Raw genomic sequence first — 13227 nt, forward strand, 5'->3', positions numbered from 1 at the left:
TTAGCCGTTTACACTAATTGTAATTTTACTAAGCGCTCTGCAATTTGAACAGAATTCCATGCAGCGCCTTTTAATAAGTTATCAGATACGACCCAAAGATGGAATCCTTTATCATTATTTAAGTCTTTACGAATTCTTCCAACGAATACCTCGTTTTTACCTACTGCAGTAGCTGGCATTGGGTATAATTGTTCTGCCGGATTATCTTGCAATACAATACCTTCTGCATTTGCAAGTAAGTTTTTCATTTCTTCTACTGTTACGCCTTCTTTATCTACTTCAATGTATACAGACTCAGAATGACCTGATACGACTGGTAAACGAACACATGTCGCAGCTACTTCCAGTTCAGGCATATGCATAATTTTTTTCGTTTCATTAATCATTTTCATTTCTTCAAATGTAAATCCATTATCTTGGAATTTATCAATCTGTGGAATAGCGTTAAAAGCAATTTGGAAATGCTTTTCGTCACCTGATACAGGTAAAACATTCGCTTTTACTTCTTCACCATTTAAAATTGCTTGTGATTGTTCATGAAGTTCTTCAATAGCTGCCGCACCAGCGCCTGATACAGCTTGATATGTGGAAACGATTACTCGTTTTAACCCATATTGCTGACGAACTGGCTCAAGAGCTACTACCATTTGAATTGTAGAACAGTTTGGATTTGCAATAATACCATTATGTTCTTTTAAATCATTTTCATTTACTTCAGGTACAACAAGTGGCACATTTTCTGTCATACGGAATGCACTTGTATTATCAACAACAATCGCACCGCGCTTTGCTGCTTCAGGCGCTAATTGTTTCGATACAGATCCACCAGCACTAAATAGTGCAATATCTACTCCTTCAAAACTTTCAGGAGTTGCCTCTTGAACTGTAAATTCTTCGCCTTTAAATACAAGTTTCTTACCTGCAGATCGTTTAGATGAAAGTAACGTTAATTTCCCAATTGGAAATTCTCGTTTCTCTAAAGTATTTAACATTTGTTCACCAACTGCGCCGGTTGCTCCAACTACAGCGACATGAAAAGTTTTTTGCTTTTCCATCACTATGCCCCTTTCTAGATACCAATCCTTCTATAACTTAGAATTAGAAGGAGCTTACAATGCCCCTTCTAATCTTAATAACGTTAATTTTATCATATTCTACAGTAAGAATGATGGTTTCATCAAAAATTGTCCGTTTTTTTTCGTTTTTTAATTCATATATCTGAATTTTTCTACAACAACAGGTTGTAATTGTTTTCCTTGCAGCGCTTCTAATACTGTATCTTCAAGTAACTCCATACGAGCTACCATTGAGTTCGGTTTTTTCTCTGGTGCATCTTGGCCGAATGGTACGAAGTAGATGTCTTTTGTAGCCATTAGGCGCATTAGATTTACCCCATTTAATCCTAAAGCATCATTCGTCGAAACAGCTAACACAACAGGCTTTCCATTTCTAAGCGTTGCTTTTGCTGCCATTAATACAGGTGAATCTGTCATCGCATTCGCAAATTTACTCATCGAATTTCCAGTTAAAGGAGCAATTACCATACAATCTAGCGGGATTTTTGGTCCGAGTGGTTCTGCTCCGACAATTGAATTAATTGCTTTAAATCCTGTTATTTCTTCGATCTTTTTAATCCATTCTTCCCCTTCGCCAAATCTAGTATTTGTTGATTGGACAGTATAAGAAACAACGGGACGTACTTCTGCACCTTCTGCAATTAACTTCTCTAAATGTGGCATAACTTCTTCATACGTACAATGTGAACCTGTAAATCCGAAACCAATTCGTTTCCCCTTCAAACTCATTTCTCATCCTCCTCCTTTGCGATTGCATCTGCTATTAATAACTGAGAAAGAACATTCGCTAATATTTGTCCTGCTGTTTTCGGTGCAACAATCCCAGGAAGACCAGGTGCTAATAGTGCCTTCACTCCACGCTTCTCCGCATAGCGAAAGTCCGTGCCACCTGGCTTAGAAGCTAAATCAATAACTAACGTATGAGCTGGCATTTTTGAAAGAACATTCGCTGTCACAACGAGATGTGGAATTGTGTTAATAACAATATCGATATTGCCTACTTCTTTCTCTATGTCTTGCATATGAAAAGGAGAAAACATCATTTCTGTAATACGAGCAATATGTTCCGAACGTCTCGCTCCAACTTTGACATGTGCTCCTAATGATTGAAAGGCTCTTGCAACACTCATACCAGTTCTACCAAATCCTAAAACCATTACATTCGATCCATGAATTGTATAATCAGTATGTTGAATAACCATCATTAGTGTACCTTCTACGGTCGGAATAGAGTTGTAGATTGCAACATCATCACGATCAAATAATTTTACAAGTTTGCGATTTGTAGTAGATACGAGATTTTCCAAGTAAGGTGTACCAATACCTGAATATATAGTAAAGTTTTCTGGCGTCTTTTCAATTTGTTCTTTCGTTATGGAAACTTTTTCATTTGAAAAAATAGTATCTACTTCTCCTTTGGCATTCGTCCCTGCAACCGGCAAAATAATCGCATCTAAAGAAGTGAAATTTAAATCTTGTATACTTTCCTTTGCTGCCCCTGTGAAGCCATGATCTAACTGTTCAAACCCTATTAATGAAAGTTTCGCGTCCAGTTCGACTAGCTTGCGAATTACTTCTAGCTGCCGTGCATCTCCTCCTATGACAGCAATATGCATCTCAGTCAACATTCCCTAATTCACCTTCTTTTTCTTTCATTTATAAGAAAAATGCCTACTTTTTCTTTTTCCTCCACATCATATGTAATGTACGAGTTTGAGGTGATTGAAAAACAAAAAGCACACGTGATTTATCTTCTTTATCTCGCTATTTGCGAGCAGTAAGACTCCCACCTCAAAATTCGGCTGAAGCAAAGAAGTTAGGTGGAAGTCGGGCTGCTCGTAAAAGCCCGATTGGTGTGGGCTAATAATCAGTGGGGGATGGACAAACCCCCCACTGATTAAAGTTCCACTTTATATAAAGATAAAAAAAGACGACCAAAATGGTCATCTTTCACTCCGATTTTGAATGGTGCGTAAAATCACAAAGTATCATATCATGTCCCACTTTCTTAATTTTGCTCCATTCTACTCTAACTTCTTGCTGTTCTCTTTTAAAACCTCCCCATTTCCCAGCAGGTATAATAAGCGCTTGTATTTGTCCATCTCTCTCATTAATTTCTAAATCTGCATGGCCTAAAACTCCCATTTTTTCTGCTCTTTCTAAATCCACAATCTCTTTGCCACTTAATTCACTTAAACGCATAAAAACTCCTCCTATCTTTTTTCATAAAGGTCATTCCATAATAAGTACCTATTCTGCATATCTAAAAAAAATAACCGTATCTCATATAAAAGAGATACGGTTATTTCTGAAAACGAATGAATCACAACACCAATTAAAGTTTCATTCCTTTTGGCAGTTTTCCATCTGGACTAATAAGTGCTGCAGAGAATTCATCAGTAAACATGTTGCGAATTAACTCGTCTACATTTTGTTTTGTTACAGTGTTTACACTTTCAATAATCTCATCAAGAGAACGATGTTTACGAAGAAGCAATTCGTTTTTACCATTACGGCTCATACGACTATTCGTACTTTCTAAACTTAACATTAAGTTTCCTTTTAATTGTTCTTTACTGTTAACAAGCTCTTTTTCTGTAATGCCTGTATTTTTCAACGTATTTAACGTTTCTTGCATTGTTTCATACAGTGTATCTAATTGTTTACTACCTGTTCCACCGTAAAGTGTTAACATTCCTGTATCTTCATAGGAAGAGTGATAAGAGAATACTGAGTACGCCAATCCACGTTGCTCACGTACTTCTTGGAATAAACGGCTACTCATACTACCGCCTAAAACATTATTTAATACAATTAAGTTATAAATATCTTCGTGTCCCATTTGCAAGCCTTTATATCCTAAACATAAATGAGCTTGTTCTGTTTCCTTCTTACGTGCTACTTTATTGAAATGGAAAATTGGGCTATGTACTTGTTCACGATTTGTTGTTCCTTCGTAACTACCGAAATATTGCTCTACAGTTTGTAAAAATGCTTCATCAATATTCCCTGCAATTGATACAACAACATTTTCAGGTGTGTAATGATCTTTCATATATTGACGTAACGTATCACCTGTAAATGTTTCAAGCGTTTCTTCTGTTCCTAAAATAGGATATCCAAGCGGATGCGTTTCATATGTTGCTTTCGTTAACATATCATGCACAATATCATCTGGCGCATCTTCGTACATTTTTATTTCTTCACATACAACATTCTTCTCTTTTTTCAGTTCTTCCTCATCAAATGTTGAATTAAAGAACATATCTGCTAAAACATCTAACGCGTATTTAGCATGCTCATCTAGCACTTTCGCATAGTAACATGTATATTCTTTTGAAGTAAAAGCATTTACTTGTCCGCCAATGCTATCAAATGATTCTGCAATCTCTCTTGCACTTCGCGTTTCTGTCCCTTTAAAGAACATATGTTCCAAAAAGTGCGAAACCCCATTATTTTTTTCATTTTCATTTCTTGAACCTGCGTGGATCCATATACCAATCGCAACCGAGCGTACAGTTGGTATATTCTCCATAACAATTCTTACACCATTTTTACACGTATATTTTTTAATCAAAAACTTTCCTCCTAATGCCAGTTTCTCTAAATAATTGCTATTATTTAATGATAACAAGTTTAGAGATGAATGTCATGCAAATGTATTTAATCCACACGTTTTTCATCTAGTAATTCTGTAATATTCCCCACTTTATATCCTTGTTCCTTTAAATTTTTAATCATAGTATCTAGCGCTTCTGTTGTAGATGAAGTAGGATGCATTAGCACAATAGCACCTGGATGTATTTTTCGCATTACTCTCTGCAATAGCACACCCGGTTCTGGCCGCTTCCAATCAATTGTATCTACAGTCCACATAATCGTCCCCATTTGGAAATCATCCGCTATTTTTACTACCTCATCCCGAAAGCTTCCGCTTGGCGGAGCAAACCATCTCACTTTCTGATTTGTAGCTGCTTCTATCATTCGATTCGTTTTTTGTAATTGATCTCGTATTTCATCTGTAGACAGCGTTTTCATATTAGGGTGTGTGTAAGAATGATTTCCTACTTCTTGATTTGCATCGACAATCATTTTGGCAAATCGTAAGTTTTCTTTCACCCAGCGTCCTTCTAAAAAGAAAGTCGCCTTCACATCATGTTTTTTCAAGATCTCTAATATACGTGGCAAATACTCATTACCCCAGGCCACATTAATTGTTAATCCCACCATTTTTTTATTTGGATGTCCTCGATAAATGGGAGCTGGTGGTAAATCTTCTAAGTGAACACTCGGTGATACTTCCTTAAATTCAAGTTGTTTTTGATCAAACTTCTTGATTTTCTTCATATTATTATAGGACGCTTCTATATCCACTTGTTTTCCATTATACCCAGGCGTCGCCTTCCAAATCTTATCAATCATCGCATTTTGCGGCATAATCTCGTACTGTTTTACATGCTTTTGAATCTCTTCATGCAAGTTATCCTGCGCAAAAACGGAATAAGAGCCAAAACCCACATATAAAGAAAATATAAATATGTACGCTAATATACGAGCTTTCATATAAACCCTCCCATTAACTATAAAAAAGAAACCATTTTCTTCTTATCTTTGTTAATTTGAGCGTTATGATGAAAACTATACCTATACTCACATAAAAATCTAAATGAATCACATTTTTTACATAACAAAAAAAGCCAGCTAAACTGGCTTTCGCTTATTGTTGCTCTTGTGCGTTTTCTTCTTTAGCTGCTTCTTCTTTAGCAGCTTCTTTTTCTTGCTCTTCTTTTAGCAATACTTTTCTAGATAAGTTTACACGACCTTGTTTGTCAATCTCGATAACTTTAACTGAAATCTCATCACCGATTTTCACAACGTCTTCTACCTTACCTACACGCTCAAGTGCAAGTTCAGAGATGTGAACAAGTCCATCTTTACCGCTAAATAATTCAACGAACGCACCGAATTTTTCAACACGTTTAACTTTTCCTAAGTAGATTTCGCCTACTTGTACTTCGCGAACGATATCTTCGATAATTTTCTTCGCTTTTTCATTCATCTCTTGATTAATTGATGAAATGAATACTGTACCATCTTGCTCGATATCAATTTTAACGCCAGTTTCTTCAATGATTTTATTAATCTGTTTACCACTTGGTCCAATAACATCACGAATTTTATCTGGGTTAATTGCCATTGTAATAATCTTCGGAGCATACGCAGATAACTCAATGCGAGGTTCAGCGATAACAGATAACATGTGATCTAGAATGTGCATACGACCAACTTTCGCTTGTTGTAATGCTTCTTCTAAAATCTCACGAGATAAACCATCGATTTTAATGTCCATTTGTAGTGCAGTTACACCTTTTGCAGTACCTGCTACTTTAAAGTCCATATCACCTAAATGATCTTCCATTCCTTGAATATCTGTTAAAATTGTGTAATGCTCACCAGATTTTACTAGACCCATTGCAATACCAGCAACTGGTGCTTTAAGTGGTACACCCGCATCCATCATCGCTAATGTACTACCGCAAATACTCGCTTGTGAAGTAGAACCATTTGATTCTAATACTTCAGATACAAGACGAACTGTATATGGGAAATCCTTTTCAGATGGAATTACAGGTTCAAGAGCACGTTCTCCTAGTGCACCGTGACCAATTTCACGACGACCTGGTCCACGCATTGGTCTTGTTTCACCAACACTAAATGAAGGGAAATTATAATGGTGCATAAAGCGTTTTGACTCTTCTACACCTAGACCATCTAAAATTTGCACATCGCCTAATGCACCTAATGTACAAATACTTAATGCTTGCGTTTGTCCACGTGTGAATAGACCAGAACCATGTGTACGAGATAAAATGCCAACCTCTGATGCTAAAGGACGAATTTCGTCACCTTTACGACCATCTGGGCGGATTTTTTCAACTGTAATAAGACGGCGTACTTCTTCTTTTACAATTTTATATAAAATCTCACTTACTTGTCCTAATGTATCAGCATCAGCTTCCTCAGCTTCGTAATGCTCAATTACACGCTTTTTCACTACGCTAATTGCATTTTCACGTGCATGTTTTTCGTGCACTTGAATTGCAGAATGCATATCTGTTTCAGCCATTTCACGTACAGCTTGGTTCAAAACAGCATCCACTTCATAAAGTTTCACTGCTGTTTTCTCTTTACCGACAGCTTGTACAATCTCTTCTTGGAATGCAATTAGACGTTTAATTTCATCGTGTCCAAACATAATTGCTTCTAACATTGTTTCTTCAGGTACTTGATCCGCTCCTGCTTCAACCATGTTAATTGCATCTTTCGTACCAGCTACAACAAGGTGCATATCACTTTGTTCTTGCTGTTCTACTGTTGGATTAATAACGAACTCGCCATTAATACGACCAACTGTCGCACCTGCGATTGGACCTTCAAATGGAATATCTGAAATAGATAATGCTAATGAAGAACCAAGCATAGCTGCCATCTCAGAAGAACAGTCTTGATCAACACTCATTACGATGCTGACAACTTGTACTTCATTACGGAAACCATCTGCGAAAAGTGGACGGATTGGACGGTCAATTAAACGACTTGCTAAAATTGCTTTTTCACTTGGACGGCCTTCGCGCTTAATAAAACCGCCTGGGATTTTTCCAACTGCATATAAACGCTCTTCATAGTTTACTGTAAGCGGGAAGAAATCTACATTTTTTGGCTCTTTTGATGCAGTTGCTGTAGATAGAACTGCTGTGTCGCCATATCTTACTAATACTGCTCCGTTTGCTTGTTTTGCAAGCTGACTTGTTTCAATTGTTAGCTGACGACCAGCTAAATCTATCGAGAAGACTTGCTTTTCCTGACTCATTTAAGTACCCCTCTCAATTTAAAATATTCAATTCTTCTATGTAAATGGATAGTATATCACAATATTCTTTCCTCTAGTATTGCCGAAAATTAAGTAAGCTATAAAGAGTAGAAGATATATTTTTACCTAACAAAAAAGCGGGAATATTCCCGCTTCTTTGACTATCGACGTAAGCCAAGCTTTGTGATTAATTCACGGTAACGTGTGATATCGCTATTACGAAGGTAAGTAAGTAAGTTACGACGTTTACCAACCATCTTTAATAGACCACGACGTGAATGATGATCCTTCTTGTGAGTACGTAAGTGCTCGTTTAGAGTGTTAATTTGCTCCGTTAGGACAGCAATTTGAACCTCTGGAGAACCAGTATCAGTCTCATGAGTTCTAAATTGTGCAATGATTTCATTTTTACGCTCTTGTGTTAAAGCCATCCTATTTCACCTCCTAATAATTAAACCCCCAGTTACCTAGCAAGCATCGGTGAGTCGCAATGCCAAGTAATGGTTGTCATAAAGTACATAACATAGAATACTACTTTTCATTTGAAAAAGCAAGTATATTCTTTACGCTCGCAAAATATTCTTGGGCAATCTTTTTATCTTGAGCGATTTGCGCAACTAACTCATCAATTCCATTAAACTTTTTTTCTTCTCTTATACGCATGTGCCACTCCACTGTAACACTTTGATCGTATATGTCTTTATTAAATTCAAATAGATGCACTTCAATAGATAATTGACGCTCATTCTCTTTGAAAGTTGGCTTATATCCGATATTACATACACCATCATGCCATTCATCATGAACCTTCAACCTTACCGCATATACACCTACAGGTGGCAACAGATATTCATCACTTAAACCTACATTTGCAGTTGGAAAACCAATTTGACGTCCACGCTTATCACCGTGTACAACTGTTCCTTCTACCGTGTAAGCTCTCCCTAAAATAGATGGAATTTGTTCCATTTCACCGTTTCGAATTAACTTTCGTAATGAAGTAGAACTTACTTTTTCTTCTTGATATTCAACTTTTTCGATCACGGTCTGTGTAAACTCCCCTCTTGCATGAAATGGTAAAGTCTCCATCTTCCCTTTTCCTAAACGTCCATATGAATAATCAAAGCCTGCTACTACATGCTTTACATTTAAACCAATAATATACTCATCGACAAACTGTTGTGGTAACAATCCAGCAAATGGCTCGTCGAATTTCACCACATATAAGATATCAATTCCTAAACTTGCGATGATTTCTTCTTTAAGGCGCATCGGTGTAATATACTCCACATGCGCTTCTTTTTTTCCTAATACAACAGATGGGTGTGGATGGAACGTCATGACAGCACTTTTACATCCTCTTTCATCCGCTATTTTTTTCGCTGTTCGAATCACACGTTGATGTCCTAAATGAATGCCATCAAAATATCCTAATGCCATTACAGTAGGTGGTAATTCTATTTTATTTTGTTCATTTGGATGAGTTAAATGAATAAGTTTCACGCTTGCATTCACCTTTTTCTGTAATAATCCTTCCAATAATTCATTATAGCTTTAGTTCTTGATTATTCACAAGTACTTTCATTGGCTTTAGCATGCCAGGGTGTTTTGGGTGATGCTCATAAATTGCTAAGCAACGATCATTTTTATCAAATACTGTAATAAATGGTGCTGTTGTTTCTAATTCATTCTTTAAGAACATACCGTTCTTTATTTTTTCAGCTTGCTTTTCATCTACAACCATTTTTGGAAACTTACTTAGCGCCTCATCAATTGAGATGAAAATAGACTCTACTGTTCCATTTTGCACGTTTTCTTCAATTTCTTCAAATGATATGCAATCTTCTAGTAAAAATTCACCAGATGCTGTTCTTACAAGGTGCGACATATGTGATGGAAATCCAAGTTTTTCACCAATCATTACTGCTAGTGTTCTTACATATGTTCCTTTACTACACGTTACACGGAAACGAAATGAAATGTTTTCCCCTTCAAAAACTTCACGTTCATCAAGTAATACAAATTCATGAATTGTAATTGTACGAACTGGACGTTCAACTTCTTGTCCTGCCCTTGCATATTCGTATAGTTTTTTTCCGTTAACTTTTACAGCTGAGAACATCGGTGGCATTTGTTCAATTGTCCCTGTTAGTTCCGCTAGTACCTCTTCTACTTCTTTACGTGTAATGACACGATTTACATCTTGTTTCTCCACAACTTCACCAGAAGCATCTTCTGTTGTTGTTGAAAACCCTAATGTCACTTCACCTTCATATGTTTTTGTTTCACTTGTTAAAAATTGCGCAATTTTCGTTGCACGCCCAACGCAAATAGGTAATACTCCTGTTACATCTGGATCCAGTGTCCCTGTATGACCAATTCGTTTCTCACGCAATATCTTTCTTAATTTGAACACACAATCATGTGATGTCATTCCCTTTGGCTTATGTAATAATACTACACCTTCCATATATTCACCTCATCGTTATTCTTTTGTAGTAATTGCAATTATGCAAAACTTATTTTACATTGAAAAAATGGATAGACAAATGTCTATCCATTATTCTTCACGTTTACCGTCTTTATTAATTTCATGTAAAAGTGTATCAATTCGATGACCATATCCGATAGACTCATCAAACTCAAAGGAAATTTCCGGTGTTTTACGAAGACGAATACGTTGGCCAATTTCTGAACGAATAAAGCCTTTTGCCTTCGCTAAACCTTTTAATGTATTTTCCTTCTGTTCTTCGTCACCTAAAACAGAAATATATACTTTAGCAATTTGTAAATCTCCACTTACTTGTACATCTGTTACTGTAACAAATCCAATACGTGGGTCTTTAATTTTACGACTGATAATGTCGCCTAATTCTTTTTTCATTTGCTCGCCCACACGGTTCGCACGTAATTTCATAACTCTTCACCTCATTCAATACCATTCCAAATGTGTTATCGTACGTTCAATTTCAGGAAATGAATCGACATACTCAAGTACACGATTCATTTCTTTTTCACAGACAACACGATTTGAGGATACGGAAACAATTGCAATTTCTGTACGTTGCCATACATCTTGATGCCCAACTTCAGAAACAGCTACATTATAGCGCTGTTTCACACGAGTTAACACACGTTGCAAAATTGCTCGCTTCTCTTTTAAAGAATGCACATCGTAAATCATACACTCGAATGAGAGTGAAGCGATAATCATCGCTTCACTTCTTCCATAACGTATGCTTCAATGATGTCCCCTTCTTTAAGATCATTATATCTCTCAATTGTAATACCACACTCATAGTTTTGTGCAACTTCTTTTACGTCGTCTTTGAAACGTTTTAACGTATCAAGTTGTCCTTCGAAAATTACTACGCCATCACGGATAATACGAACACCACTATCACGTGTAATCTTACCGTCTATTACGTAACAACCTGCGATTGTTCCAACTTTTGTTACTTTGAACGTTTGACGAACTTCCGCTTGACCGATTACTTTTTCTTCGAATTCTGGATCCAGCATACCTTGCATTGCTGATTCAATTTCTTCGATTACTTTATAGATAATACGGTGTAAACGAACATCAACTTTCTCTAATTCAGCTGTACGCTTCGCATTCACATCAGGGCGTACGTTAAATCCAATTATAATTGCATTAGATGCAGAAGCTAAAATAACATCAGATTCTGTAATCGCACCTACGCCTGTATGGATAATTTTCACTTTTACGCCTTCAACATCAATTTTACGAAGTGATGCTGCCATTGCTTCTACAGAACCTTGTACGTCAGCTTTCACAATTAAGTTAAGTTCTTTTACATCGCCCTCTTGGATTTGTTGGAATAAATCTTCCAGGCTGAATTTAGATTTCTCACCACGTTGTGCAACTAACGCTTCTTGTGCACGTGATTCACCGATTTGACGAGCTTTCTTCTCATCAGCGAATGCCATGAAACGATCTCCCGCTTGTGGCACTTCATTTAAACCTGTAATTTCAACAGGAGTTGATGGACCAGCAACTTTTACACGACGACCAATATCACTTACCATTGCACGAACACGACCGAATGATGTTCCAACAACAATTGGATCTCCAACTCGAAGTGTACCGTTTTGAACAAGTAATGTCGCGATAGTTCCTTTACCTTTATCAAGCTGTGCTTCAATTACAGTACCAGCTGCATAGCGATTTGGATTTGCTTTATATTCTTCTACTTCACTCACAAGAAGAATCATTTCTAGCAAGTTGTCAATTCCCTCGCCTTGAATTGCAGAAATTGGTACGAAAATCGTGTCTCCGCCCCAAGCTTCTGGAACTAATTCATATTCTGTTAATTCTTGCATTACACGATCAGGATTTGCCGCTGGTTTATCCATTTTATTCACAGCAACAATAATTGGTACTCCAGCTGCTTTCGCATGGCTAATCGCTTCAACTGTTTGTGGCATAACACCGTCATCAGCTGCAACAACAAGAATTGTAATATCTGTTACTTGTGCACCACGAGCACGCATCGTTGTAAATGCCGCGTGACCTGGTGTATCTAAGAACGTAATTTTCTTATCATTTACATCAACTTGGTATGCACCGATATGCTGAGTAATTCCACCAGCTTCGCCAGCAGTTACTTTTGAATTACGGATAGAGTCAAGCAATGTTGTTTTACCATGGTCAACGTGTCCCATAATTGTAACAACAGCTGGACGTTCTTTTAAGTTTTCTTCATCATCTTGCTCATCGATGAATGTTTCAAATTCAGTTTCACTTACAACTACTTCTTCTTCTACTTCAATACCGTAATCAGTAGCAATTAACTCAATTGTTTCTTTATCTAAATCTTGGTTAATTGTTGCCATAATTCCTAGCATGAAGAGCTTTTTAATAATTTCAGATGGCTCTTTGCTTAACTTTTTAGCAAGATCTCCTACTGTAAGGCTTCCAGAGAAAGTGATTTTATCTGGTGTTTCTACTATTTGCGTTTGTTGTCTTCCAGCAAAGTTATCTTGACGTTTGTCTTCATTTCCTTTGCCTTTTTTCTTCTTCTTATTGCTGTTCTTTTTACTGCGAACAACTTTCTCTTCTACTTCAAACTCATCTGCAACAGAAGGTTTTTCTGCTTCAGTGTTATATTGATTATCTAATTTGTTTACTACTTCATCTTCTAACATTGTCATATGATTCGAAACCTCGATATTCATCTCTTTTAGTTTTGTCATAAGATCTTTACTAGAGATATTATTTTTTTTTGCATATTCATGTACTCGAATTTTACTCATACC

Annotated in this window: 13 protein-coding genes; all 13 read right to left on the reverse strand. The window is 36.8% G+C overall.

What is annotated here, in order from left to right; all coding sequences use genetic code 11:
* Nucleotides 1–8 precede the first annotated feature (8 nt).
* Entirely contained in the window at nt 9–1055 is a 1047-nt protein-coding gene (gene asd, locus FT637_RS01135; RefSeq protein ID WP_002014577.1) for an aspartate-semialdehyde dehydrogenase, read from the reverse strand.
* Nucleotides 1056–1205: 150 nt separating this feature from the next.
* Complete coding sequence (gene dpaB, locus FT637_RS01140; RefSeq protein ID WP_002111357.1) at nt 1206–1805, reverse strand: dipicolinate synthase subunit B; 600 nt, start codon at nt 1803–1805, stop codon at nt 1206–1208.
* Nucleotides 1802–2704: a dipicolinic acid synthetase subunit A gene (dpaA, locus tag FT637_RS01145; RefSeq protein WP_193644835.1), complete on the reverse strand. Its 903-nt coding sequence runs from the start codon at nt 2702–2704 to the stop codon at nt 1802–1804. The genes dpaB and dpaA overlap by 4 nt, the downstream gene beginning before the upstream one ends.
* Before the next feature lie 322 nt (nt 2705–3026).
* Complete coding sequence (locus FT637_RS01150; RefSeq protein ID WP_193644836.1) at nt 3027–3278, reverse strand: YlmC/YmxH family sporulation protein; 252 nt, start codon at nt 3276–3278, stop codon at nt 3027–3029.
* A gap of 133 nt (nt 3279–3411) precedes the next feature.
* Nucleotides 3412–4653 carry a M16 family metallopeptidase gene (locus tag FT637_RS01155; RefSeq protein WP_002088150.1) on the reverse strand — a complete coding sequence of 414 codons (1242 nt, stop codon included), beginning with the start codon at nt 4651–4653 and terminating at the stop codon, nt 3412–3414.
* A gap of 86 nt (nt 4654–4739) precedes the next feature.
* Nucleotides 4740–5639, reverse strand: a complete 900-nt coding sequence (locus FT637_RS01160) for a polysaccharide deacetylase family protein (RefSeq protein ID WP_193644837.1) — start codon at nt 5637–5639, stop codon at nt 4740–4742.
* 154 nt (nt 5640–5793) lie between these two features.
* A complete protein-coding gene (pnp, locus tag FT637_RS01165) occupies nt 5794–7947 on the reverse strand; it encodes a polyribonucleotide nucleotidyltransferase (RefSeq protein WP_193644838.1) in 2154 nt (717 codons plus the stop codon).
* Between the two features lie 161 nt (nt 7948–8108).
* A complete protein-coding gene (rpsO, locus tag FT637_RS01170) occupies nt 8109–8378 on the reverse strand; it encodes a 30S ribosomal protein S15 (protein WP_001229392.1) in 270 nt (89 codons plus the stop codon).
* Nucleotides 8379–8478: 100 nt separating this feature from the next.
* Nucleotides 8479–9450, reverse strand: coding sequence for a bifunctional riboflavin kinase/FAD synthetase (gene ribF / locus FT637_RS01175; protein ID WP_193644839.1), 972 nt, complete (start codon nt 9448–9450; stop codon nt 8479–8481).
* Nucleotides 9451–9493: 43 nt separating this feature from the next.
* Nucleotides 9494–10417: a tRNA pseudouridine(55) synthase TruB gene (gene truB, locus FT637_RS01180; RefSeq protein WP_002033681.1), complete on the reverse strand. Its 924-nt coding sequence runs from the start codon at nt 10415–10417 to the stop codon at nt 9494–9496.
* Nucleotides 10418–10507: 90 nt separating this feature from the next.
* Entirely contained in the window at nt 10508–10864 is a 357-nt protein-coding gene (gene rbfA, locus FT637_RS01185; RefSeq protein WP_002173084.1) for a 30S ribosome-binding factor RbfA, read from the reverse strand.
* Between the two features lie 15 nt (nt 10865–10879).
* Nucleotides 10880–11161, reverse strand: a complete 282-nt coding sequence (locus tag FT637_RS01190) for a DUF503 domain-containing protein (RefSeq protein ID WP_193644840.1) — start codon at nt 11159–11161, stop codon at nt 10880–10882.
* The gene (infB, locus tag FT637_RS01195) at nt 11158–13224 is read right to left on the reverse strand and encodes a translation initiation factor IF-2 (protein ID WP_193644841.1); all 2067 of its coding nucleotides are present in this window, start codon (nt 13222–13224) and stop codon (nt 11158–11160) included. The genes FT637_RS01190 and infB overlap by 4 nt, the downstream gene beginning before the upstream one ends.
* Between the last annotated feature and the right edge of the window lie 3 nt (nt 13225–13227).

The sequence above is a fragment of the Bacillus cereus genome (assembly GCF_015071065.1).
Classification (GTDB): domain Bacteria; phylum Bacillota; class Bacilli; order Bacillales; family Bacillaceae_G; genus Bacillus_A; species Bacillus_A cereus_BA.

Bases quoted from the DNA above. Each gene is read 5' to 3' on its own strand.
- pnp (WP_193644838.1), bottom strand. From the start codon at position 7,947: ATGAGTCAGGAAAAGCAAGTCTTCTCGATAGATTTAGCTGGTCGTCAG.
- truB (WP_002033681.1), bottom strand. From the start codon at position 10,417: ATGGAAGGTGTAGTATTATTACATAAGCCAAAGGGAATGACATCACAT.
- dpaB (WP_002111357.1), bottom strand. From the start codon at position 1,805: ATGAGTTTGAAGGGGAAACGAATTGGTTTCGGATTTACAGGTTCACAT.
- asd (WP_002014577.1), bottom strand. From the start codon at position 1,055: ATGGAAAAGCAAAAAACTTTTCATGTCGCTGTAGTTGGAGCAACCGGC.
- FT637_RS01160 (WP_193644837.1), bottom strand. From the start codon at position 5,639: ATGAAAGCTCGTATATTAGCGTACATATTTATATTTTCTTTATATGTG.
- FT637_RS01190 (WP_193644840.1), bottom strand. From the start codon at position 11,161: ATGATTATCGCTTCACTCTCATTCGAGTGTATGATTTACGATGTGCAT.
- infB (WP_193644841.1), bottom strand. From the start codon at position 13,224: ATGAGTAAAATTCGAGTACATGAATATGCAAAAAAAAATAATATCTCT.
- rbfA (WP_002173084.1), bottom strand. From the start codon at position 10,864: ATGAAATTACGTGCGAACCGTGTGGGCGAGCAAATGAAAAAAGAATTA.
- rpsO (WP_001229392.1), bottom strand. From the start codon at position 8,378: ATGGCTTTAACACAAGAGCGTAAAAATGAAATCATTGCACAATTTAGA.
- dpaA (WP_193644835.1), bottom strand. From the start codon at position 2,704: ATGTTGACTGAGATGCATATTGCTGTCATAGGAGGAGATGCACGGCAG.
- FT637_RS01150 (WP_193644836.1), bottom strand. From the start codon at position 3,278: ATGCGTTTAAGTGAATTAAGTGGCAAAGAGATTGTGGATTTAGAAAGA.